The 23,738-nt window shown below is 37.0% G+C and carries 20 protein-coding genes; 8 read left to right on the forward strand and 12 right to left on the reverse strand.

Features of this window, described 5'->3' with window-relative positions; genetic code table 11:
• The first annotated feature begins 25 nt into the window (after positions 1-25).
• The 4 genes from mscL to P164_RS14450 all read left to right on the forward strand — a co-directional run bounded on the left by mscL (position 26) and on the right by P164_RS14450 (position 5,021).
• A complete protein-coding gene (gene mscL / locus P164_RS14435) occupies positions 26-448 on the forward strand; it encodes a large conductance mechanosensitive channel protein MscL (RefSeq protein ID WP_028377043.1) in 423 nt (140 codons plus the stop codon).
• Between the two features lie 298 nt (positions 449-746).
• A complete protein-coding gene (locus P164_RS14440) occupies positions 747-1,736 on the forward strand; it encodes an aspartate-semialdehyde dehydrogenase (RefSeq protein WP_028377044.1) in 990 nt (329 codons plus the stop codon).
• A gap of 177 nt (positions 1,737-1,913) precedes the next feature.
• Positions 1,914-3,995, forward strand: coding sequence for a prolyl oligopeptidase family serine peptidase (locus tag P164_RS14445; protein ID WP_234405883.1), 2,082 nt, complete (start codon positions 1,914-1,916; stop codon positions 3,993-3,995).
• A 99-nt stretch (positions 3,996-4,094) separates the two neighbouring features.
• Positions 4,095-5,021: an ABC transporter ATP-binding protein gene (locus P164_RS14450; RefSeq protein WP_028377046.1), complete on the forward strand. Its 927-nt coding sequence runs from the start codon at positions 4,095-4,097 to the stop codon at positions 5,019-5,021.
• Here the strand turns inward: P164_RS14450 and P164_RS14455 are convergent.
• The 7 genes from P164_RS14455 to pdxA all read right to left on the reverse strand — a co-directional run bounded on the left by P164_RS14455 (position 5,010) and on the right by pdxA (position 11,376).
• A complete protein-coding gene (locus tag P164_RS14455) occupies positions 5,010-6,131 on the reverse strand; it encodes an NAD(P)/FAD-dependent oxidoreductase (RefSeq protein ID WP_035899874.1) in 1,122 nt (373 codons plus the stop codon). The two genes, P164_RS14450 and P164_RS14455, sit on opposite strands and share 12 nt — an antisense overlap.
• A 206-nt stretch (positions 6,132-6,337) precedes the next feature.
• Entirely contained in the window at positions 6,338-7,690 is a 1,353-nt protein-coding gene (gene accC / locus P164_RS14460) for an acetyl-CoA carboxylase biotin carboxylase subunit (protein ID WP_028377048.1), read from the reverse strand.
• Positions 7,691-7,762: 72 nt separating this feature from the next.
• Positions 7,763-8,254, reverse strand: a complete 492-nt coding sequence (gene accB, locus P164_RS14465) for an acetyl-CoA carboxylase biotin carboxyl carrier protein (RefSeq protein ID WP_028377049.1) — start codon at positions 8,252-8,254, stop codon at positions 7,763-7,765.
• Between the two features lie 25 nt (positions 8,255-8,279).
• Positions 8,280-9,275, reverse strand: coding sequence for a beta-ketoacyl-ACP synthase III (locus tag P164_RS14470; RefSeq protein ID WP_028377050.1), 996 nt, complete (start codon positions 9,273-9,275; stop codon positions 8,280-8,282).
• Between the two features lie 162 nt (positions 9,276-9,437).
• Complete coding sequence (gene rpmF / locus P164_RS14475) at positions 9,438-9,638, reverse strand: 50S ribosomal protein L32 (RefSeq protein WP_028377051.1); 201 nt, start codon at positions 9,636-9,638, stop codon at positions 9,438-9,440.
• Positions 9,639-9,647: 9 nt separating this feature from the next.
• Positions 9,648-10,202: a YceD family protein gene (locus P164_RS14480; RefSeq protein WP_028377052.1), complete on the reverse strand. Its 555-nt coding sequence runs from the start codon at positions 10,200-10,202 to the stop codon at positions 9,648-9,650.
• Between the two features lie 103 nt (positions 10,203-10,305).
• Positions 10,306-11,376: a 4-hydroxythreonine-4-phosphate dehydrogenase PdxA gene (pdxA, locus tag P164_RS14485; protein WP_028377053.1), complete on the reverse strand. Its 1,071-nt coding sequence runs from the start codon at positions 11,374-11,376 to the stop codon at positions 10,306-10,308.
• 63 nt (positions 11,377-11,439) lie between these two features.
• Here pdxA and P164_RS14490 point away from each other — a divergent pair, with 63 nt between their 5' ends.
• Positions 11,440-12,030 (forward strand): riboflavin synthase, encoded by a 591-nt coding sequence (locus P164_RS14490; RefSeq protein WP_028377054.1) that lies wholly within the window; start codon positions 11,440-11,442, stop codon positions 12,028-12,030.
• A 1,303-nt stretch (positions 12,031-13,333) separates the two neighbouring features.
• Complete coding sequence (locus P164_RS14500; protein ID WP_028377056.1) at positions 13,334-14,551, forward strand: site-specific integrase; 1,218 nt, start codon at positions 13,334-13,336, stop codon at positions 14,549-14,551.
• Between the two features lie 23 nt (positions 14,552-14,574).
• On the opposite strand, the gene P164_RS14505 is transcribed toward P164_RS14500, so the two are convergent.
• The 4 genes from P164_RS14505 to P164_RS14520 all read right to left on the reverse strand — a co-directional run bounded on the left by P164_RS14505 (position 14,575) and on the right by P164_RS14520 (position 20,475).
• The gene (locus tag P164_RS14505; protein WP_081817382.1) at positions 14,575-16,488 is read right to left on the reverse strand and encodes a restriction system-associated AAA family ATPase; all 1,914 of its coding nucleotides are present in this window, start codon (positions 16,486-16,488) and stop codon (positions 14,575-14,577) included.
• Positions 16,485-17,993, reverse strand: a complete 1,509-nt coding sequence (locus P164_RS14510) for a restriction endonuclease subunit S (RefSeq protein ID WP_051621364.1) — start codon at positions 17,991-17,993, stop codon at positions 16,485-16,487. Before P164_RS14510 ends, P164_RS14505 begins: the two co-directional genes overlap by 4 nt.
• On the reverse strand, positions 17,990-19,591 hold the full coding sequence (locus P164_RS14515) for an N-6 DNA methylase (protein ID WP_028377057.1): 1,602 nt from the start codon (positions 19,589-19,591) through the stop codon (positions 17,990-17,992). The genes P164_RS14510 and P164_RS14515 overlap by 4 nt, the downstream gene beginning before the upstream one ends.
• Positions 19,592-20,106: 515 nt before the next feature.
• Positions 20,107-20,475 (reverse strand): helix-turn-helix domain-containing protein, encoded by a 369-nt coding sequence (locus P164_RS14520; RefSeq protein ID WP_028377058.1) that lies wholly within the window; start codon positions 20,473-20,475, stop codon positions 20,107-20,109.
• A 170-nt stretch (positions 20,476-20,645) separates the two neighbouring features.
• On the opposite strand from P164_RS14520, the gene P164_RS14525 reads away from it, so the two are divergent.
• Together P164_RS14525 and P164_RS14530 are read left to right on the forward strand one after the other, a co-directional pair.
• Entirely contained in the window at positions 20,646-21,482 is an 837-nt protein-coding gene (locus P164_RS14525) for an RNA polymerase sigma factor (protein WP_081817383.1), read from the forward strand.
• 2 nt (positions 21,483-21,484) lie between these two features.
• Positions 21,485-22,585 (forward strand): hypothetical protein, encoded by a 1,101-nt coding sequence (locus P164_RS14530; protein ID WP_028377060.1) that lies wholly within the window; start codon positions 21,485-21,487, stop codon positions 22,583-22,585.
• Positions 22,586-22,992: 407 nt separating this feature from the next.
• Here the strand turns inward: P164_RS14530 and P164_RS14535 are convergent, their stop codons facing one another.
• Positions 22,993-23,346, reverse strand: a complete 354-nt coding sequence (locus P164_RS14535; RefSeq protein ID WP_028377061.1) for a BfmA/BtgA family mobilization protein — start codon at positions 23,344-23,346, stop codon at positions 22,993-22,995.
• Positions 23,347-23,738: the final 392 nt, after the last annotated feature.

Here is a 23,738-nt window from a genome sequence, read left to right on the forward strand (position 1 = left end):
TTAACACTAACTTAAATAACTGAATATGGCATTTTTAAAAGATTTTAAAGCCTTTTTAATGAAAGGTGACATTGTAGCTCTTGCTACAGCTGTAATTATAGGCGGAGCCTTTAATAAAATTGTTGGCTCGTTAGTAGCAGATGTTATCATGCCTGTAATAGGTGTGCTTATGGGCGGAAAAAACGTCAATAATCTATTTTTCTCACTAGACGGTGGCAATTATGAAACTGTTGAGGCTGCGGTAGAAGCCGGAGGTGCTATTATGACCTATGGAAACTTTTTACAGGCAGTGATTGATTTTATTATCATTGGCTTTGTAATTTTCTGGTTGCTTAAAGGTTATGAGAAAACCAAGAAGAAAGAAGAGGCAGCTGCACCAGCCGCGCCTGCAGGTCCTACACAAGAAGAATTACTTATTGAAATTCGCGACGAATTAAGAAAGAAATAATTTACGATAAATGTGCTTTGAGCACGAACCGCTGCACTGCAGATTTTTTTAACTAAACCCTCGGCATCTACCGGGGGTTCTTTTTTGTTATATATCTAACAAAATTGGTTGAAATTATACAAAATGTCACTTTTAAAACAAATGTGTACATTTTTAAAAAGATAGTCTCCTTTTTTAGAAGGAGTTATTACTTTTGGCCTCTCTCAAACCAAACAGTAGTTTACCCATGTTTGTTTGATTAAAATATAAATCTCAACACTTAAAAAGCTGAGATTATTTATACGCTAAATTAAAATTTATGAAAGTAGCTGTTGTAGGCGCTACCGGGATGGTAGGCCACGTGATGTTGCAAGTATTAGCTGAACGCAACTTCCCAATAACCGAATTAATTCCTGTAGCGAGTGAGCGCTCTGTAGGTAAAACTGTTTCTTATAGAGGCAAAGACTACACCATAAGCTCTATGAATGATGCTATTGCGGCACGCCCAGATATCGCAATCTTTTCTGCAGGTGGTAATACCTCTTTAGAATTTGCTCCTAAATTTGCTGAGGTTGGTACAGTTGTGGTCGACAATTCATCTGCCTGGAGAATGGATGCCGATAAAAAATTAATCGTTCCTGAGATCAATGCAGGTGAATTAACGGCTTCAGACAAGATTATTGCAAACCCTAACTGTTCTACCATTCAAATGGTATTGGCTCTGGCTCCTTTGCATAAAAAATATAAGATTAAACGTTTAGTAATCTCAACATATCAATCTATTACGGGTACTGGTGTTAAAGCAGTGCAGCAATTAGAAAATGAGTACAATGGGGAAAAAGGCGAGATGGCCTACAACTACCCTATTCACCGTAATGCAATTCCTGCCTGTGACGTATTTACAGAAAACGGATACACAAAAGAGGAAATGAAACTCGTTAACGAGACTCAGAAAATTTTAGGTGATCGCAGTATTGCAGTTACTGCAACAGCAGTGCGTATTCCGGTTGTGGGTGGTCACTCTGAAGCAATCAACGTTCAGTTTGAAAATGATTTTGATCTTTCTGAAGTTCGTCAGCTACTGCAAGCTCAAGACGGCGTTACCGTACAAGATAATCCAGACACAAACACCTACCCTATGCCTATCTATGCACACGGTAAAGATGATGTATTTGTAGGTCGTATCCGTCGTGATTTTTCACAGGAAAACACCTTAAATTTGTGGGTGGTTGCAGATAACCTGCGTAAAGGTGCAGCAACAAACGCGGTACAGATTGCAGAATATTTAACCGCTCAGGGTTTGGTCTAAAATCAATTTCCTAACAAATAGTTAAAACCTTCTAACCACTGTGTTTAGGAGGTTTTTTTATAGGTATATTTGAGAGAAATCAATTAAAATGCTATGAAAAAATCAACTCTGATGTTCTGTTTCGCTTCCTTCGGAACGATTCTTCAAGCGCAAACCATACGAGAAAAATCCTCTAAAATGATTTACCCCGAAACTAAAAAAGTTGATACTATTGACACCTATTTTGGCACTCAGGTTCCTGACCCGTATCGATGGTTAGAAGATGACCGCAGTGCAGAAACTGAAGCCTGGGTAAAAGCAGAAAACAAAACCACTTTTGGATATTTAGATAAAATTCCATTTAAGGAAGAAATAAAGAAAAAACTGGAGAAAATCTGGAATTACGAAAAAATTGGCGCTCCCTTTAAAGAAGGCGACTATACCTATTTTTATAAAAATGACGGACTTCAAAATCAGTATGTGATTTACCGCTATAAAACCAAAGCAGATCCTTCAACTGCAGAAGTATTTTTAGATCCTAATAACTTTTCTGAAGATGGTACCGTTTCTTTAGGTGGTTTAAGCTTCTCTGAAGATGGTTCTCTGGCTGCATACAGCATTTCTGAAGGAGGTAGCGACTGGCGTAAGGTTTTGGTAATGAATGCTGAAACTAAAGAAATAACCGAAGACACTCTGGTCGATATAAAATTCAGTGGCATTTCATGGAAAGAGAATGACGGGTTTTATTACTCGAGTTACGACAAGCCTGAAGGAAGCGAACTTTCAGCAAAAACAGATCAGCATAAAGTATATTACCATAAATTAAATACGACTCAAAAATCTGATGAATTAATATTTGGAGGTACTGCAGCTCAAAAACACCGCTATATTGGTGCGGCTACTACAGAAGATAACAAGTATCTTATTGTAAGTGCGAGTAATGCAACTTCAGGTAATAAGTTATTTATTAAAGATCTTTCTAAACCGGGAAGTTCTTTCATCACGATTTTAGATAATGAGAACACCAATACATCGATTATTGAAAATGTAGGTTCAAAACTTTTTTTAGTAACCGATAAAGATGCGCCTAACAAGAAAATCGTAACGGTTGACGCCTCAAATCCCACTCCTGAAAACTGGGTAGATTTTATTCCGGAAACTAAAAATGTACTGTCGCCTTCTACTGCCGGGGGCTACTTCTTCACCGAATATATGGTGGACGCTGTTTCGCAAATTAAGCAGTATGACTATGATGGCAAATTAGTACGTGAAGTAGAATTACCGGGTATTGGTAGCGCAGGAGGTTTTGGTGCTAAAAAAGAAGAAACCGAATTGTATTACAGCTTTACCAATTACACCACTCCCGGAAGCATTTACAAATACGACATCGCTTCCGGTAAATCAGAATTATTCCGCAAGCCTGCTATTGATTTCAATCCTGAAAATTACGAGAGTAAGCAGGTTTTTTATACTTCAAAAGATGGTACTAAGGTACCAATGATTATTACTTATAAAAAAGGATTAGAACTCAACGGTAAGAATCCAACAATCCTTTATGCCTATGGCGGATTTAATATTTCGCTTACGCCATCATTCAGCATCACCAATGCAATCTGGATGGAAATGGGCGGTGTTTACGCTGTACCTAACCTTCGTGGAGGTGGCGAGTATGGGAAAGAATGGCACGATGCAGGAACTAAAATGCAGAAACAAAATGTGTTTGACGATTTTATCGCTGCCGCGGAATATTTGACTGCAGAAAACTATACTTCGAGTGATTATTTAGCCATTCGAGGTGGTTCTAATGGCGGTTTGCTCGTAGGGGCGACAATGACGCAGCGTCCAGATTTAATGAAGGTGGCGCTACCCGCAGTTGGGGTTATGGATATGTTACGCTACCACACCTTCACCGCAGGTGCCGGCTGGTCTTACGATTATGGCACTTCTGAAGACAGTAAGGAAATGTTTGAATATATTAAAAGCTATTCACCGGTTCATAACGTAAAAGCAGAGACTAAATACCCTGCCACATTGGTGACAACTGGAGATCACGATGATCGTGTTGTGCCCGCTCACAGTTTTAAATTTGCTGCAGAATTGCAGGAAAAGCAAGCAGGTGATGCACCGGTGTTAATACGTATTGAAACTGATGCGGGTCACGGAGCGGGAACTCCCGTAAGCAAACAAATAGAACAGACCGCAGATATATTTGCCTTTACACTCTATAATATGGGATTTGACGTACTTCCTTCAAAAAGTCAGGTAAAAGTAAAGGGTTAACTGCGGAAAGCACATCTGTAAATTAAGACGAAACTCTTTAAATTTTTAATTAAGACCCTGCTCGTTTTGAAAACCTGTAGGGTCTTACTATATTAAATTATGCTCAACGTAACTATTAAAAGCTTCGCCTACGCTGAAGAAACGGTTTTAAAGGACCTTGATTTTAAAGTTGAAAAAGGAACACATACTTCAATTTTGGGCGAAAGCGGTTGCGGTAAAAGTACCTTGCTCAAAATAATTTATGGTTTACTTCAATTAGAAAATGGTCAGATTTTCTGGGGTGAACAAGAACTAATGGGACCTGATTTTAATCTGGTTCCCGGAGAGCCATTTATAAAATATTTGGCTCAGGATTTTGATCTGATGCCTTTTATTTCTGTTTCAGAAAATATAGGGAAACATCTTTCCAGAAGATTTATGGAGCAGCGCCAGGAGCGTATAGACGAACTTCTTGAAGTAGTTGATATGACCTATTTTGCAGACGTTCACGTAAAACTGTTAAGTGGCGGCCAGAAACAACGAGTAGCTTTAGCGCGTGCAATTGCTAAAGAACCCGAGCTTTTATTACTTGACGAACCCTTTAGTCACATAGATAACTTTAGAAGGAATGCTTTAAGGCGAAATCTCTATGCATATTTAAAGAAAAAAAATATCACCTGTATTACAGCCACCCACGATAGCGAAGAAGCTTTGTCCTTTTCTGACGAAATTAAAATGATGCGTAATGGTTCTTTTATACAATTTGCGACACCGAAAGAAATATTCGCAAATCCGAAAAATGCCTATGTAGCTTCTTTTTTTGGAGATATAAGCGAGTTGATTATTAATGGAACAAAAACCTTGATAATGCCGCATCAACTTTGTGTTTCTGAATCAAAAACACCTTTAAAAGTAACTGTTTTAAAAAGCTATTTTAAAGGAAGTTACTATCTCATTGAAGGATTATATGAAGGTCAAAAAATTTATTTTTATTCTTCTAAGCTGCTTAAAACAACGCAGGAGGTCTTTTTAAAACTAAGCCAATAATTCAGCAAGCTCCTTACCAACAAGGCTACCTATAGCAACACCCATCCCTCCCATTCTCACGCCACAAAACACATTATTTGAAAGTTGCTTTACAATCGGTTTTTTCTGATCGCCTACACCTAATATCCCACTCCAACGGTGTTCGATTTCAAAAGGTGTATTCGGTAAAATAGTTTCTGAGAGTAATCGTTCAAGATAGTTTTGAATTTGCTGTGTAGTGCCCAAAAGATCTGTTTGTTCCCCTTTAAGGTTAAGATTTCGGCCGCCTCCCAAAAGAATTCTATCATCAATATTTCTAAAATAGACATAACCTTCATCTAAATGAAAAGTCCCCTTAATTTTTAAGTCTTTAATCGGTTTGGTTACCAAAACCTGGTTACGTGCCGGAATAACCTGATTAATGCCTAACTGTGATGCAAAACCATTTGTCGCAATTAGAAGTTTATTTGAGTTAAAACAAATACCATTAGCATTGATAACCACTGCTGATTCTGTATCATTGTATTTATCTACCGTCCAATTATTGAGTATGTTAATATCTTGATCTCTAACCTTTTTAAGAAGGCTGTACATCATTTTGCCGGTATCAAGTTGGCCTTCGGCTTTATTAAGAATAACTCTGGGTTTAATCTTTTGAAAATTAAATGAATTAGAAATCTCACTAAAAATAGATTCTTTAAATACAGGCTGTAGAAAGTTGTTTATAGTCTTTAGTTTTTCTAAACAGTTCGCATAAAGTTTATCCTGTTCTTCAAAAAAAAGTTCATACCCTCCATTATTTTTATAACCTATTGCAGCATCACCAAATGATTGCCTTAAAAGAGCGAGGCCTTTTACCCGCATTTGCACGAGGTTTAATAGCTCGTCTTCGCTATGTGTGTTTAAATCTGAAATAAGCTCAGAAAGACTCCCGAAACACGCAAAACCTGCATTCTTCGTACTCGCTCCCTGCGGAAGGCTACCGCGTTCCAAAATTAAAATTTTAGATTTAGGGTAGAGCTTTCGTAGTTGTAAAGCGCAACTTAAACCGGTGATGCCACTCCCTACTATGGTGAAATCTATATTAGTTAGCCAGGATTTATATTCCCAATAAGACAACTCCCTTGTCATTGTTGTTTTGCTTTTTATAAATTGATTCTAAATATAGAACTAAAGCGTTAGGGATTGAAGGGTTTGTTTAAGCTCTTCTGCCATTTTAGGCAGAAAGCGAGCCGTGAAAGCCCGGGCCCGGAGTTTTTACGCAGGGAAACGCCCACAAAAGAAAAACCCCGAACATATAGTAATGTTCAGGGTTTTCATTGTATAACTAAGAAGTTTTATTCTTCTTCTGGTGCATTCATGACAAAGTCATTCATAAATGCTGTGGTGTAATTGCCTTCTAAATAACGAGGGTCGTCCATTAATTGACGGTGAAAAGGAATTGTTGTTTTAATACCTTCAATCACAAACTCATCTAATGCGCGTTTCATTTTATTGATAGCTTCTTCTCTTGTCTGAGCTGTAGTTATCAATTTTGCGATCATAGAATCGTAATTGGGAACGATAGAGTAACCGCTATAAACGTGTGTATCTATGCGTACTCCATGCCCACCCGGTGCATGAAGGTTTGTAATTTTGCCTGGAGAAGGTCTAAAGTTATTATAAGGATCTTCTGCATTAATACGACACTCTATAGAATGCAATTGCGGATAGTAATTTTTACCGGAGATTGCTACACCTGCAGCTACAAGAATTTGCTCACGTATTAAATCGTAATCAACAACTTGCTCTGTAATAGGGTGCTCTACCTGGATACGGGTGTTCATTTCCATAAAGTAGAAGTTGCGGTGTTTATCTACTAAAAATTCTACAGTACCTGCACCTTCATATTTTATAAATTCTGCAGCCCGTACAGCAGCATTACCCATTTGTTCACGAAGCTCATCTGTCATAAATGGAGACGGAGTTTCTTCAGTAAGTTTTTGATGACGGCGTTGTATAGAGCAATCACGTTCTGATAAATGGCATGCTTTACCATTACTATCTCCTACAACTTGAATCTCGATATGGCGTGGCTCTTCAATAAGCTTTTCCATATACATACCATCGTTACCAAAAGATGCTGAAGCTTCCTGACGAGCAGAATCCCATGCTTTACGCAATTCTTCTTTTTTCCAGACAGCACGCATACCTTTACCACCACCTCCTGCAGTTGCTTTAAGCATTACAGGATATCCGGTTTCATCAGCTATACGCTCACAGTCTTCAAAATCTTTAATAATACCATCACTTCCTGGTACACAAGGTACACCTGCAGCTTTCATAGTAGCTTTTGCAGTTGCCTTATCTCCCATTTTTGCGATCATATCTGGTGAAGCGCCAATAAACTTAATACCGTGTTCTTCACATATTTTTGAGAAACGTGCATTTTCAGATAAAAACCCATAACCCGGGTGAATAGCATCTGCATTTGTGATTTCTGCAGCAGCCATAATATTTGAAATTTTCAAATACGATTCACTGCTCGCCGGCGGTCCTATACAAACTGCCTCATCAGCAAAGCGTACATGTAAACTTTCGGCATCTGCTGTAGAATAAACAGCTACAGTCTTAATGCCCATTTCTTTACAGGTTCTGATTACCCTTAAGGCTATCTCTCCTCTGTTTGCTATTAATATTTTTTTAAACATATCTGTTTTGCATTAAAGTTTAAAGTTTAGAAAACTTCAAACGAACTATTTGACGTTATTTTCTTCTATAGATTAAGAAGGGTCAACCAAAAATAGTGGCTGATCGAATTCTACAGGAGAAGAATCGTCAACAAGTACTTTAACGATTTTACCACTCACTTCGCTTTCAATCTCGTTGAATAATTTCATCGCTTCGATAACACATAAAACGTCACCTGCTTTAATATCTGCACCTACTTCAACAAACGTGGGTTTGTCTGGAGCAGGCTTGCGGTAAAATGTACCAATGATAGGAGATTTTACAGTAATGTAATTATCACTTATATCTGCTTTAGGCTTCTCTGCTTCCTGAACAGGCACTTGTTGAGCGACGGGTTGCTGTTGCATAGCAGGCTGTTGCATCGTATTGCCCATCATAGGTACTTGCTGAAGAATAGTAGTTTCTCCTTTACCCTCTTCACCGGTTTTAATGGTGATTTTAAAATCATCCATCTCAAGCTTTACTTCGCTTGCACCTGATTTAGCCACAAACTTGATAAGATTCTGAATTTCTTTTAAATCCATAATTGATAACGTTAGTTAGTTTATATTAAGAGTTGTAAGCCCATTTAAGATAAATAGACCCCCAAGTAAATCCGCCTCCAAAAGCGGCAAATATTAAATTATCTCCTTTTTTAAACTTAGTTTCAAAATCACTAAGTAATAAAGGTAATGTTGCAGATGTTGTATTACCATAACGTTGAATATTCATAAGCACCTTACTGTCGTCAAGTTGCATACGTCTCGCAGTTGCGTCAATAATACGTTTGTTAGCCTGGTGTGCTACAAGCCAACTTACATCATCATTTGCAAGATTGTTACGTTTCATTATAAGTTCACTAACATCTGCCATATTAGATACTGCAAACTTAAATACAGTTTTACCGTCTTGATATACGTAATGTTGATTGTTAGCAACCGTTTCTGCAGAAGGTGGTAATAAAGACCCACCGGCTTCTATTTTCAAAAAGTTACGGCCTATACCGTCTGAGCGTAAATACTCATCCTGTAATCCTAACCCTTCTTCATTAGGTTCAAAAAGTGCCGCGCCCGCGCCATCACCAAAAATGATGCACGTAGTACGATCTGTATAATCTATGATTGAAGACATTTTATCTGCTCCTATCAATAATACTTTTTTATACTTTTCTGAAGCTATATAAGCAGAGGCCGTTGACATGCCATAAAGAAAGCTTGAACAAGCCGCTTGAAGATCGTAAGAAAATGCATTTGTTGCTCCTATTTGAGTAGCGACATAGGCTGCGGTAGAAGCAACAGGCAAATCTGGTGTGGCGGTCGCTACAATTACCATATCGACTTCTAAAGGATCGATACCGCTTTTAGAAATCAAATTTTGAGCAGCCTGAATAGCTAAATAAGAAGTTCCTTTATTGGGATCTTTTAATATTCTACGCTCTTTAATTCCTGTTCTGGAAGTGATCCACTCATCGTTGGTCTCAACCATTGTTTCCAAAATTTCATTGGTAAGCACATATTCTGGCACATAGGCGCCAACAGCTGTTATGGCAGCAGTGATTTTACTCATATAAATCTGGTTTCTGCGAAAAATTGTCTTATTCGCTTAAAAATGGAAGGAAAAGTACTAAAATTCGAACAAACTGGCTCGAAAATTAACTTTTTTTGCCCATCCTGAAAAATAAAAAAAACTCCCAAATAATGGGAGTTTTACTATAAGTATATGCTTTTATTAAGCAGCTTCTTCGCTAGAAGTAGCATCAATTACAACCTGCCCTCTATAGTAGAGTTTACCTTCATGCCAGTGAGCACGGTGATAAAGGTGTGCCTCGCCAGTAGTAGCGTCTACACCTATTTTTGGCATTGCAGCTTTGTAATGTGTTCTTCTCTTATCTCTTCTTGTTTTGGAGATTTTTCTCTTAGGATGTGCCATTACCGTTTATTATTTATTATCTGTTAAAAAATCTTTTAATTTATCCCAACGGGGATCAATTTCTTTTTGTTCAGGAGAATTTTTATCCTGTTCTTCGTTACTCTTTATACTTAACTCTTCGAGTTTATCTAATATGTCTGATTTTAAAGTACCATCTTCAACTCCCGGATGAATACGTTTTGCAGGCATTGCTAAAACTATAAGCTCATATATATAGTGTGCAATATTTACCTCATATTCTCCATAAGGAAGAATTAAAATATCTTCAACCTCATCATTAAATTCCTGACCAAATTTTACCACCAACTTATAGGTGGCATCAATGGGCTGATCGTAGGGTTCATTTGTAATATCGCAATTAACGTTTATACTACCCTGCGCATCAAAATAAAACTCCATCAACGTAGACATTTTATTCAGGACTATTTTTAAATCTATATTAATAGAATTAAAATCATCATATTCAAAATGCTCAAAGAACGCGTCGTTAATCGTATATTCAAAATCGTGTTCTCCCTGTTTTAAACCAACAAATGGAATTGTATACGTTTTCAAATGCTTCATTACCTTTCTCTTTCCTAATCTAATCTTTCCGCAAAAGGCGGGTGCAAAGATATAAATTTTTATTTAGCTGTTAATTAAGTGTGGATAAATTTTTTAAAAAGGTTTAATTACTACGTGATCTACCCGAAAATTGTTTTTTACGCGGCTGTTTTTGTAAAACATTTGCGGTTAATTCAGCATACTCAGAGCGTCTCTTGTAAATCTCTAACGCAGCATATACAGCTTCTTTAAAAGAACTATTACTCGCAAGACCTTTCCCTGCGATTTCAAAAGCAGTACCATGGTCAGGAGAAGTACGCACCTTATTCAATCCGGCAGTATAATTTACTCCTTTACCAAAAGAAAGGGTTTTAAACGGAATTAAGCCCTGATCATGATAGGCAGCAATGATCGCATCGAAGTTTTTATAATTTCCACTACCAAAAAAACTATCTGCAGCATAAGGACCATATGTTAAATCTCCTTTTTCTCTTAATTGTTTAAGAGTAGGTATTAATATATCATCATCTTCTTTACCTATAACCCCATTATCTCCCACATGTGGGTTTATTCCCAAAAATGCAATTTTAGGTTTACTAATTCCAAAATCCTGAATTAACGAATGCTCTATTGTTTTAAACTTTTGAATAATTAAAGGTGCATCTATCTTATCTGAAACGCTACGAACGGCGACGTGATCTGTAAGTAGCCCCACTTTAAGTTTTTCAGTAATCATAAACATAAGGCTGTTACCTTCAAGTTCTTGATTAAGGTAATCTGTATGACCAGGGAAACTAAAATCTTCAGATTGAATATTTGCCTTATGTATAGGAGCAGTAACCAGCGCATCTATACTATTATTCTTTAAAGCCTCAACTGCGGCTTTTAACGATTTAATAGCATAGCTTCCTCCTGTAAGGTTTTCTTCACCAAAAGTAATCTGAGGGTTGTCTTGCCACACATTAACAACATTAATTTTTCCTTCAATAATCGCATTTACAGATTTTACTCCCTGAAAATTTATATCCAGTTTAAAGTGTTTTAAAAGAAATGTAATTGTCTTAGCTGAAGCAAATATAACAGGAGTACAAAACTCAAGCATTCTTACATCTTCAAACGTTTTTAAAATGATTTCACCTCCAATACCATTTAGGTCTCCAATACTGATTCCTAATTTTATATTTTGTTCTTTCATGCTAAACCCCTTTGGCTTTCTTTTGTAAATTGAAATGTAAAAGTACTCAATTAAAACGCAATCATGTTTACAGGTATTATTGAAGATTTAGGCACTATAAAACAATTAGAAAGAGATAGAGAAAATCTCCACATTACGGTTAGTAGTTCTCTTTCACCAGAATTAAAAATTGATCAAAGTGTCGCACATAATGGGGTTTGTTTAACCGTAGTTAATTTAGACGATACGAGCTATACGGTAACTGCAATCGAAGAAACACTATCTAAAACAAATCTGGGAGATTTAAAACAGGGAGATTTTGTAAATCTTGAGCGCGCCATGATATTAGGTTCACGTTTAGACGGTCACATTGTTCAGGGTCACGTAGATCAAACAGCTGTTTGCAAAGAAGTAGCTATAAAAGATGGCAGTTGGGTATTTACCTTTGATTACGACCCCAGTCTTAACAATGTAACTATAGAAAAAGGATCTATTACTGTAAATGGAGTAAGCCTAACTGTAGTAAATTCTAAATCAAATGAATTTAGTGTCGCCATAATACCTTATACATACGAGCACACTACTTTCAAATCTTTTATAAAGGGAACAGTAGTTAATTTAGAATTTGATGTAATAGGAAAGTATGTAAAACGCCTTATGGAGTTAAAATCTTAGAACGCTCCTTATTATATATACATATAACTCCAATAATCAAGGCAAATATTATAAAGAAAGGAATGTAATCATCTATAGGAACCTTTAAACCTACAGGAGGAGGTGGAGGAGGCGCTGGTGGAACCTGAGAATAACCCAACAAAGAAAACCCCAAGAAAAAGAGGATTAAAATTAATGTGTTGAATTTTTTATTCATATTCCGTTAAACCAAATAATTTAACAAATTTTCGCAAAACTAAATAATCCCTATTACTTTAAAAGACTATTCTTGCATTTAGTCGTAAAATACTTAAAATTAACACTTTGTGTATTAATTTATTATTATAAATTTTAAAATCTAACCCAAAGCAGTTTATAAACGTAATTTTTTACCTTTTAGATTTATAGATTTTAAATAATGTAATCTTTTTCTTTCTCCATTTCTTTATGTTGTTTTATTTATTTTAATAAAACAACACAACACTATATCATATAATTAAAGTTATACTTCGACTATTAGCTAATAATCCGTGTAATTGATTACACAGAATATTTGCCAGAAAGATATTTGTGAAAAAAGCGGAATTCATAAAACGATTATCATTATGAAATAATGATATATCGACTTGACTAAAGCACCAAGAATTAGTCTTTAGATTAGCATAAAATTCAAAATATATAGTCTTCATAAAATTGGGGGTTGAAGACGCTAATATTAAGCTGGGGGGACTTAAGAAAAGCTTTAAGGTTTTGTTATGAAGTAAATATAAGACAGTTATCGTTTAAAAACAATATATATCGTTAAAATGCTTAAAATTTAATGAGAAGTAATTATAAAATACTAATTAAAGTCGCATTTATAATCGAAAAGACTAGTTAATTACTAGAGAAAATACTATCTGAGCAAAATAGGATTAGAAATTAAGTTTTATTAGTACAAAAATAAAATGAAAGAAAATTACTAACGATCTTTACTTAATTGAGATGTAGGACAATCTAAATGCGATAAAACATTATAGTGAGCTCTATACTTAAAATTATGATGGGAAGAATCGATTCAAAATATTAAAATTTCAAAAAAAATCGACATATTAAAAAAGCCACTATAAACTTAAAGTTTACAGTGGCTTTAGTTGTGGTCCCACCTGGGCTCGAACCAGGGACCACCTGATTATGAGAATTTAAGGAGTGCCTAAATATTAGTTTAAACAAACCTTAATTCACTGATTTTTAAAATATTAACAGTTCTTGATATCATTTGATATCAAATGATATCAAGAAAATTTGCGAATAGCTTGCGAATTTTTTTATGTAATTTGAAGCTATGAATACGCGATTTAACCTTATTTTAGACACGAGACGCAAGCGAAAAGATAACACTTTTCCAATTATTTTCAGATTGATTCATCTCGGAAAATCTACTTCTATTGCTACAGGATATGCCGTCGAAAAACGCTATTGGGATCCTGTAAAACAAGAAATCAAAAAATCCTATCCGGACACCTTTTCTGTTGCTCGTTTAAACACGGTACTCCTTAAAGAAAAAGCCAGAGGAAATGATATTATTAATAAGCTTGCCGATCAACGAAAACTGCGATTTCTCTCCCTTAAAGAATTAAGGGATAAAATCACCACCAAAGCTGTTTACGATTCATTTTTTGATTTTGGCGATCAGGTTGTGGCCGAGTTGAAAGCGGCAGATCGTATTGGTAGTGCTAAGTGTTATAACGTTACTCTAGGGGTTCTTAGAACGTTCAATAAGGGCGCAGACCTCAAGTTTAATGAAGTTAACCTAGATTTATTAGAACGTTTCCATAAATATCATATGGCAAAAGGCAATAGCCTCAACGGGCTTTCCAACTATATGCGAAACATTCGCGCCTTATTCAACAGAGGGATCAAGGCAGGGATTATTGAACAGGAAGCTTATCCCTTTATTCATTATCAGATTAGAACGGAACCTACAGCCAAACGGGCTTTAGACCTCCATTCCATTCGTAAAATCGTGAATCTTAAATTAGAGGAAGATGATCCGCTGTTTCATCACCGCAACTACTTCTTGATATCCTATATGCTCTATGGGATGCCATTTATTGATTTAGCTTTTTTAAAACTTAAGGACATTCAGGATGGCAGGGTTAAGTATAAAAGGAAGAAAACCGCCAAACAGTATAACATCAAGCTTACTGATCAGGTTATTGAACTTCTTGCTCCTTATACAAAAGATAAGGAGCTCGATGACTTTATCTTCCCGTTCATTCATCGAGAAAGTCTGGATCATCAATATAAAGACCTGCATCGGGCACGCCGCCTCTATAATTTAGGCTTGCGTAAAATTGGAGAAAAATGCCAGATTCAACAGACACTCACGGCATACGTAGCCCGGCATAGCTTTGCTACCCAGGCTATGCTGCAAGAAGTGCCGTTACAGGCCATATCAGAGATGCTGGGGCATACCAACTTGAATACCACTCAGGTTTATTTAAAATCGCTACCTAGTAACATTTTAGATAACTATAATGAACGGATTGTGATGATTTAGCAAGGATTTCGAAAAATTTAGAACTATAGTAACCGAATACAAAAATTCATCAAATTAACTATATTATGTCCTACAGTTGGTAAAATCAAATTTCCCGAGAATTTTCTCAGAATACCCAAACTCAACGAGGTAATTAGGGTTATGTAGACAATCGTAATATAATCTACTTTAAATTCCATAGCTTCCGTTAGCACGACACCATGAATCATTGCGAACAGAAAGGTTACGATTATAAATCCCCAGCCAAAAAATATACCTTTCACTTGTTTCGTAGGAATAAAGGCTTTACTCAACAACCATAAAAGAATACCCCGGTAAACGATTTCATTTATATCCTCTTTTTCCAATAACACCCTGATTTCTTCCAGTGCCTTTTCAGATATAGAATGTTGTACACCGAACACTTCCTGTAACACCAAATCGACACCTGCTCCATATGTGTTGAACTCCATGTCTTTTGCTGATCGGGCATTTACAATGTTGTTTTCTCTTTTGAATACAAAAACATTGTTGGGAAAGCAATCGGAAATAATAAAAGGAGAATGGGAAGTAAGTACCACATCTTTTAAAAGATTATTACCTCCTCCTGCCTTGATGCTGTCGGACAATACGCGGATGAATTTGCTGCGCCAATCGGGATTGAAATGCGTTTCTGGTTCATCCAGCAACATGAGCGTGCGCCTGTCTTTTAGAAGTAGACAAATACCCATGGTGTGCAGAAACTGGTGTTCACCATCAGAAAAATCGCGCAATAGCAATTCCTTATATTTAGTAGGATTTTCCTTGATGCGTTTATCAATGAGGAAATCCAAAAAGTAAAACACTTTTTGATCGGGTCCGGGAAGTTGTAGTTTGCCGTGTGTGTACTTCCCTTTGGACTCGTACACTTCTTCCTTCGTTTCTTGCTCTACAAAGTGATTGTTAAGCTCATATAAATGTTGAAAAAAACGAAAGCAGGCAAGCGCGCTGTTGTTAAATATTTTCCGAAAGGCCTTTTTCATAGTGACATCCACATAAAAGTCGAGTAAGAGGTAGCTTTCACCTCTTACATATCCTTCCTCTTCTGTTCGATCCTCTTCATAAAAGGAGGTGGATATAACTTTTAGTTTATCAAGTATCGGTTTGATGTAGGCAAATACTGGGTAAGTAAGTTGTGTGTTTTTGTCTCCTTCAAATGCCTTTTTTAGCCGATGGTTATTGAGATGCATACGAAAACTGCGGAGTTGTCTAATCCCCAATTCTTTATGTAGCGGTTCCAGTGTCCTGTCTTCTTCAAAAAGCATACAAGACATCAATACTGCTTGGCTCATTTCCGCATCGATGTATGTTAAACTGTGTGCAGATTCTTTCCAAGTACCGCCTTGTGAAGCCAGTTGTGCATGTTCATCCAATCGGATTAGGCGCGACTTGAGAAAGGGAATACTCAAAATTTCGTTTTCACCCGATGAATAGCCTACTACCAATTCTGGTAGAAAACCTTTGCCTTCAGCCGATTTCTCGTTGCTTTTGGCAACAATTTCCATTTCCTTTTCACCGCTTTCCTCATTTGGTCTAACGAAACGTTGCCACATTTTAGGTGATTTACCTATTTCTTTAACAATGCGGATGTGATTGTATCCGGTTTCGAGGCCACTGGCATCTTTCGGGGCAATGAGGTATTCCACCTCAAACGAATCAGGGCCGTTCGGGTGGTGTGCCGGAGTGAAAAAGTGTTTAAACCCTTCGGGCTTGTAGCGGTTGGCACACAATTCAAGGTGATAGAAGATGTTTGCCAATGCTTCCAATACATTGCTTTTGCCACTGCCGTTTAGCCCAGCAAAGCAAAAAGGCTGGAATTGCAGCAACTCTTCATTTTCGGCTTGGGCACGAAATGCGAGCTTGAACCCTGCATCAAGGCTGCGAAAATCCGTTCCTATAGTGAGGTGAAGCAGCTTCATATGGTGGTGAGTCTGGTTTTAATGGAACCATCTTCGTTATCTGACGTTTCTTGGGTTACTAATCCTTTCTTTAGCATGTGATAAAGGGCATCCTTGGCTCGGTTGTAGGCGGCTACGGATTCAAAGTCGAATGATTTGGTGTCTTCATCTATTGTTGCTTCCTCCTCTTCTTCCGATAATGCATCTGTTTTGGCTTGGTTGAAACGATCAACGAGGGTTCGTATCAGCACTGCATCAGCTGCAATGGCTTCGAAGTTTTCTTTTTCTAAATAGCCGTCTAACTGCAAGTCAGGATCTATAGTTAGGTTACCATGAAAGGCACGTTGGAGCAAGGATTGGAAAAGTAAATTCATCTCTTCCAAGGACTTCTCTTGAATCTGAATTTGAGCCTCTATTTTATTTGCAAAAATTGCAAATCGATCTTGCTTTTTTCTGTCAGGAAGCCACACCTGAATAGCTTTTATTTTATTTGGAGAAGTATGACGAACCTTCGCTCCGGTTGATTGAAAATGAATAATTTCTTTCATTAATTCTGATCTAAAAAGATAGAACAAAAACTGTTTGTTAAGCTTTTTGGATGTAATTTCAACTAATCCTAATCTTTGGTTATGGAGGAAGTTGATTCCCGGTACGAATAGTGGGGTTCCTAACAAACCTTTAGTTTGTTCCGTCATAACAACAAGAAGATCATCTTTTTTAAGAAGGAATCTTTCAGGAAATTCACCTTCATAAAACTTCTGTTTTTCTCCCAAATCTCTGAACCCTCCATTTTCATTAAAATTCCCAGGAGTTAACAATTTGTTTTCCCCTGAGGCCTTGAAGAACCTACTTTTGAATGCATACCCATGATGTATGTCAATATAGTCACCTAACGGAAATGATTCGGAATCGCCATCGACCGAAGCAATTCCACTAAAATTCAATGTGAAAGTGGCATCCAATAATTCTTTGAAAGTTAGTAGAGCTCTATGGCGCTTATCAATTAGAATCTTAGCCTTATCCAGAGCGGTCACGATCTCACGCTGGGTAGTGATATTTTCAGGAGCGCTTAACATTAAGTCATCGATATCCCGATTCTTGATGTTGAGGATATTAGCTCCTATTGCCAAATTGGCAATTTCTCTGCGGTATCGCTGGCTTTGAAAGTAGTGAGCGATGTAACCACTTAAAACGTGACTGGAAAACGGTCGGACCACTTTGCAGAAAGCCCCGAAAGAACATCTTTGCTTTCCGGTAAATCGGGCTCCTCTTCCAACAACATTGATGCTTCCACTTGAGGCAACTATTAAAATATCGCCATCTTGCAAGAATTGCTCCTCCTTAATTAATTCTTCTGGTAAGTAGATCAAGTCTTCATAAGTAATATGAAAGCTCTCATTGACATTATTAGCTCGTAAAACAGGCACATAACCAGATTCAGGTTCGCTAAGAGCGAGCTCTTTCTTGTACGACAGTCCTCGAACCTGCTTAGTAAGGTCTCCAATGCGAAATTCATCCAAATTCATCCAATCAAATCATTTAGTTCCCGCATTTCATTCAGTATATCATCTTCCAATTCTATCAATCGGGAAAGGATTTCTTTAGGAGGATCGTAGGTCTGTTCGTCATATACAAATTCCTTGTAGCGATTAAGACTCAGGTCGTATGCTTTTTCTTGTAGTTCACTTAGTGGCACATAGAAGTGGAGGCTCTTTCGGTCTTCAGGGGTAATTTTTTGATCCTTAATTTGCTCATACGTTTTTACTATTTCGGGCAATGGATTTTCTGAGAGCTTTTTGCGGTTGTCGTCTAAACTATAGCCATCACTTTTTAGCTCATAAAACCATACTTTTTCCGTGTGAAAGGTTTTCGCATCCTGTTCTACTTTGGTAAACATAAGAATAGCCGTTTTTACTCCTGTATAAGGCTTGAAAGCTCCTGCAGGTAGAGAAATAACTGCATCTAAGCGGCAATCCTTCATCAGAATTTGCCGTACATCTTTGTGTGCTTTGCCCGAATTGAACAATACGCCCTCGGGTACAATCACAGCCGCACGGCCACCTTCTTGTAGCATATATACCATCCGTTCTAAAAAGAGCAGTTCGGATTGAACGGATTGCTTAACCCGTTTGTTTTCGTCCTTTTTATCGTACTTCGGTGGATACACGCGGTCTAAATTCTCACTTACCCCAGGGCTGTCAATTCTACCGGTAAAGGGAGGATTGGCCATAATGTATTTGTACTGACCTTGTATAGCTACATTGGCCAACGTGCTTTTATCTATAGGATCAAACTCCTCCTGAAGTTGTAGAGCTTCCCATGCTTCGTATTGAGAAGAAAGGGAATCGAGGTGGACGATATGTGGCTTGGTAATACCATGCATCATTAGGTTCATCACCCCAATGCGCACCATGGTACGGTCTATGTCAAAACCATAAAAGATGTCTTCCTTTAATTTTTGTTTCTGTTCCGCAGTAAATTGATTACCATCCGTTCCTTTTTGAAGGCCATCATCATCCGATTCTTTGTGATCGGAATACTTGGTGAGAATGTATTGATAGGCTGCCACCAGGAAACCTCCGGAACCCGAAGCCAAGTCACAAATTTTTCCATCAAGATCGGGATCGAGTAAAGCCGCCATCATGTGGATGATGTGACGAGGCGTACGGAATTGTCCATTTTTACCAGCTTCTGAAGTATGCAGCAAAAGGTGTTCGTAAACATCTCCCTGAATATCATGAAAGTGCTGATTTCTTTCTATCTCTTTATCTATCTCTTGGTAAATGGCATCGATAAAACCAATGGCACTTTTTAACAAAGCCGGATTTTCTATTTCAAAATTGGCATTCGCCATCGCTTGCGCAAAAGGCTCATCTTGCTGGCCGAGGTCTGTTTTGATGTAATTGAAAACTGCGCCCATACGCTTCACAAGTTCCTTGCCTTCTATTTTGTGGTAGTTACTCCACTTATATTCCTTTGGTACGGTTTCGTGAAAGTCCTCTAATCGCTTCATGAAAAGTAAATAGGAAATTTGCTCAATGGCGGTAATAGGGTTAGAAAGTCCACCCGACCATAAACGATCCCAAAGATTTTGTACCTGACTTTTTATTTCATGATTAAGCATTATCCTATATGTTTTTGATTTTTAAATATTTGAGTATTCTCCTAAATCTATTTCTATGGCAAATACAATTAAAGCGATGCATCCACAAGAAGCATGGTTAATTCATTTAACTTTAACTATGATAATCGTGGTTTACCTATTCAAATTCGTCTTTAAACTATTGTTTTCTTAATAAATTTATTAGTTAGATATAGTAAATACTTTCGGGTTTATAAGCGTAAAATCAAGAATATTTAGAAAATTTATATTTTATTATAAGCCGCAAAATACAGTTTCAATTTAATTAATAATGGAGTACGAAAAACTTAAATGCTATATTCGAAATATTTTAATAATAAGTAAGTGTCAAATGGTTCTTCATAAGAAACTAAAAGTAAATTGATATAATCGATAGCTATATATATATATAGCTATTAGAGTATTAGTCACCATAAAAATTTCAATTTTTAAACATAAAAAAAACCTCAAACTTTTTAAAGTCTGAGGTCCATTCATAAACTTTTGGTTAGTGAAGTTTATTTCTTCTTAAGCAACTCTTCTAAATAAGTCACTTTATCTTTTTCAGCTTGAACTAGTCGTTCATATAATTCAACTATTTTTTCAATTGGATTGAAATTATTTTGAATTGAATTATCATGAAAGTTATTAATATTGTTAAAAACAGCTTCGTCTGAGAAGTTCTTTAGTCCTTCCTTAGTCACTCCAAGTACTTTAGCAATTTCCTCCAATTTCGTTTCCTCTAAAGTTTCACTTTTTTCAATGTGTGAAACACTTTGTTGACTGATCCCTAGTTCTTGGGCAAGAGTTTCTTGTTTCATCCCGCGCAGCTCACGTATGCGGGCGATCTTTTTTCCTATATGATTGGGTTTGGTTGCTGTTGTCATAACTTAAAGATATTGGTTCTTTCTCCTTGATTTACTTGTTTGGTAAAATACAAGTTCATCTTGGTATTTTACAAAAGCCTTTGGTGGGCTACATTTCTTGACACTACTAATTTAAAGCAAAATTTCTGCTTGGTAAAGCCCAAGCTTGTTTCACCTTAAAAAAAGTAGCTATGCGTCCTACTCCGATATCCTCCAAAGATAGCATTCCTGCAAGGAAGTCTTCCCGGGATGCATATTATTTTGATTTACTTCAATCGGAGTGCCCACAGGCTTTCGCTCAGATTTACAGGCAATACCAAAGGCGCATCTACTGGATGGGTAGGAGTATACTTAAAGATGTCTTTGTCGTAGAAAATATCCTTCAGGATACGTTTCTAATACTGTGGGAGAAAAGAGACCGGATAAAATCACCGGAGCATATGTGTGCGTTCTTACACTTTGTTATGAAAAGCGAGTGCATTTATTACTATGGCAAGCCAAGGAAGAAGTTTCAACGAAACCTAAGCAGATTAGAATTTTTTGAGAACTATCAGGAATATATGCACGGATATGATCCGGAGGAAGAAGATACGCATCTACTGGGGCAGGAAGCAGACCAGAAAGCTTTCGATCGGATTCAAAGGGTGCTCCCCTTGCTTAGAAGTGAAAGAAAGCTTCTCATTGAACTCTGTTTAAAATACGACTTTCAGTATAAAGCTATTGCTCAAGCGATGGGAGTCAGCATCACCAAAACCAGTATCGAAGTAAAAAGCGCCATTGCCGATATTAAAAAGATCATTACTAAAGGGAGTACACTAGAAATTAAACCAAAACAGATGCTGGCGGTGCAGATCGGGGATATCTTGACTCAGGAACAGGAAAAGGTGTTACAGCTGCGTACAGAAAAGCAGTATTCCTTTGCAGCCATTGCCAGAGAGCTTAACCTTTCCCAAAAGGAAGTGCATAAGGAATTTGTGGCTGCCTATAAACTGATACAGCTCAAAGACGAACAACAACAATCCGCTTAATTATGGAAAAAGACAGGATAAAACTCACGCGAAAAATCCAGCTGCAAGTGGACGCCCCTACTCATGAAGAAAAAAGGGAGGCTTTGGAAACCCTATACCGCTGGCAAAATAGATGTTACAGGGCGGCTAATCTTATTGTAACCCATCTGTACATACAGGAAATAATCAAAGAATTCTTTTATTTATCAGAAGGAATAAAATATAGGCTGGCGGATGAAAAAAAAGCGGAAGACGGCATACTAAACCGTTCCAAAACCAATTGTACCTACCGGGTGGTATCCGATCAATTTAAAGGGGAAATTCCAACCAATATTCTAGCTAACCTGAACAATATCGTTATGAATAGCTTTAGTAACAACTTGCCGGCATACCGAAAAGGAGAAAGCTCCTTGTCAAATTTCAGAAGGGATATCGCCTTTCCTTTTGGATCTAGAGGCATTCAAGGCTTATCGTATAACGAAGAAAGAAAAACATTTTGTTTTCGACTATTTTCTGTTCCAATGAAAGCATATCTGGGAAATGACTATACGGATAAACGTCGGTTACTGGAACAGGTAGTGTCAGGTGAAATCAAGCTTTGCGCCTCTAAAATTCAACTCAAAAATCAAAAGATTTATTGGCTAGCCGTATTTGATATGGATAAAGAAAAGCACAGCCTGAAACCGCAAGTAATTGCAGAGGCTTCTTTATCTCTTGAATATCCTATAATAGTAAAATCTGGAAAAGCAACGTTGAGTATTGGCAGTCGGGAAGAATTTCTATACAGAAGATTAGCCATACAGGCTGCACTCAAAAGGGCACAAAACGGTGCCGCCTATTGCAGATCGGGAAAAGGCCGTAAACGTAAAACAAAAGCAATAGACCGGTTTCACGAAAAAGAAAAAAACTATGTCGGAAACCGCTTGCATCTATACAGCCGAAAGCTAATTGATTTTTGTATTGAACAACAAGCTGGGACCCTTATTTTGTTAAACCAGGAAGATAAAATGGAAATTGCCAAAAAAGAAAATGGGTTTGTTCTAAGAAATTGGAATTACCACGAATTGATGAACAAAATAAAATACAAGGCTGATAAAGCCGGTATTGAACTTATAGTAGATTAAATTCAATTAGGAGGGTGCTTGTACACCCGCAAGGTGAGGTTTTTAAAACACTCACTAAATGCGCACAGCATATACAACAAAAGCCTTCCCTTTTTTATCCTATTAAGCTCATAGGCCAAAAGGAAATGGAGTCACAAACTGCTGACCAAAATAAAATACAAGACCGTTGTAACCAGAATTGAACTTATAGAAGATTCAATTAGGAGGGTACTTGTATATGCGCAAAGTGAGATCGCAGACACTCACCAAATATCAGGCATATATAACGGCGTAAGATTTTTTATAATTAAACTGTTCATTTACCAATTGACAGCGTAAACTGCTGATGAAAAAGAAAAAATACAGCAACTTTTTAGAAGGAATTAATTCTATTACGGCAGGATATTGAATCAAAAATATTAGCCAGCTCAATCTTTAAAAGAGGCATTATTTTTCTCCAAAATTTTCCGCTCCACAAGTAAGGGTTTCTCATTTTTTTGGGGCTGAAATAAGCGCTCTAATAATTCTCGTGAAGGCTTCAATTGTTCTGTTTCCATTCTTCTTAAGATAGCCTCAACAGCATCCATGCGCTTATCAATGAGTAGGTGTAAACTATGTACAGAATCATCAAAGGGCACAAAAGGATTAATCGAATACTTTTCAAAAAAATCTAAAATAGCCTCTAAGGTTTCTGTATAATTTGCATCATTTGTTATGGCGTACTTTTTAAAGCGCTCAACAGTTTCGGTGTGGAAATTAATTCTGGAAAATTTAGAACTCATAGCTTTAAAATTTAAAATTAGGACAATCAATCGCACTGTTAATAAGGCTTGCGGAGCGTTTTTAAATTATTTGGCGCAAAAGTGAATTTCACTCCAAATTAAAAATAAATTTAAATAACTGAAATACAGCACTTTAAACTTAAAAATGAGATCTGTAACAGCGCGCAGCGTGTTACCCTCTTGCTTCTCATTTTTATCCGCTTCGCTACTCAAAACGATAACTTTTAAACCCTAAGTTATCATTAAAAATCCTCATTAATTTTGATAGTAAATAGTATCAAATTAAATGAGATCAAAAAGCCATTTACTTATTATATCTGGAGCGTTATCCTTGTAATCTGATTGAACTAGAGATTTTCATCCTTCAAAATTTCAACCAGTATTAAAACGAG

Source organism: Leeuwenhoekiella sp. MAR_2009_132 (genome assembly GCF_000687915.1).
GTDB lineage: Bacteria > Bacteroidota > Bacteroidia > Flavobacteriales > Flavobacteriaceae > Leeuwenhoekiella.

Bases quoted from the DNA above. Each gene is read 5' to 3' on its own strand.
- P164_RS14530 (WP_028377060.1), top strand. From the start codon at position 21,485: ATGGAAAAAGACAGGATAAAACTCACGCGAAAAATCCAGCTGCAAGTG.
- accC (WP_028377048.1), bottom strand. From the start codon at position 7,690: ATGTTTAAAAAAATATTAATAGCAAACAGAGGAGAGATAGCCTTAAGG.
- rpmF (WP_028377051.1), bottom strand. From the start codon at position 9,638: ATGGCACATCCTAAGAGAAAAATCTCCAAAACAAGAAGAGATAAGAGA.
- P164_RS14515 (WP_028377057.1), bottom strand. From the start codon at position 19,591: ATGCTTAATCATGAAATAAAAAGTCAGGTACAAAATCTTTGGGATCGT.
- P164_RS14500 (WP_028377056.1), top strand. From the start codon at position 13,334: ATGAATACGCGATTTAACCTTATTTTAGACACGAGACGCAAGCGAAAA.
- P164_RS14505 (WP_081817382.1), bottom strand. From the start codon at position 16,488: ATGAAGCTGCTTCACCTCACTATAGGAACGGATTTTCGCAGCCTTGAT.
- P164_RS14455 (WP_035899874.1), bottom strand. From the start codon at position 6,131: ATGACAAGGGAGTTGTCTTATTGGGAATATAAATCCTGGCTAACTAAT.
- P164_RS14480 (WP_028377052.1), bottom strand. From the start codon at position 10,202: ATGAAGCATTTGAAAACGTATACAATTCCATTTGTTGGTTTAAAACAG.
- P164_RS14440 (WP_028377044.1), top strand. From the start codon at position 747: ATGAAAGTAGCTGTTGTAGGCGCTACCGGGATGGTAGGCCACGTGATG.
- pdxA (WP_028377053.1), bottom strand. From the start codon at position 11,376: ATGAAAGAACAAAATATAAAATTAGGAATCAGTATTGGAGACCTAAAT.
- P164_RS14510 (WP_051621364.1), bottom strand. From the start codon at position 17,993: ATGAATTTGGATGAATTTCGCATTGGAGACCTTACTAAGCAGGTTCGA.
- P164_RS14520 (WP_028377058.1), bottom strand. From the start codon at position 20,475: ATGACAACAGCAACCAAACCCAATCATATAGGAAAAAAGATCGCCCGC.
- P164_RS14490 (WP_028377054.1), top strand. From the start codon at position 11,440: ATGTTTACAGGTATTATTGAAGATTTAGGCACTATAAAACAATTAGAA.
- P164_RS14525 (WP_081817383.1), top strand. From the start codon at position 20,646: ATGCGTCCTACTCCGATATCCTCCAAAGATAGCATTCCTGCAAGGAAG.
- P164_RS14535 (WP_028377061.1), bottom strand. From the start codon at position 23,346: ATGAGTTCTAAATTTTCCAGAATTAATTTCCACACCGAAACTGTTGAG.
- P164_RS14470 (WP_028377050.1), bottom strand. From the start codon at position 9,275: ATGAGTAAAATCACTGCTGCCATAACAGCTGTTGGCGCCTATGTGCCA.
- accB (WP_028377049.1), bottom strand. From the start codon at position 8,254: ATGGATTTAAAAGAAATTCAGAATCTTATCAAGTTTGTGGCTAAATCA.
- P164_RS14445 (WP_234405883.1), top strand. From the start codon at position 1,914: ATGATTTACCCCGAAACTAAAAAAGTTGATACTATTGACACCTATTTT.
- P164_RS14450 (WP_028377046.1), top strand. From the start codon at position 4,095: ATGCTCAACGTAACTATTAAAAGCTTCGCCTACGCTGAAGAAACGGTT.
- mscL (WP_028377043.1), top strand. From the start codon at position 26: ATGGCATTTTTAAAAGATTTTAAAGCCTTTTTAATGAAAGGTGACATT.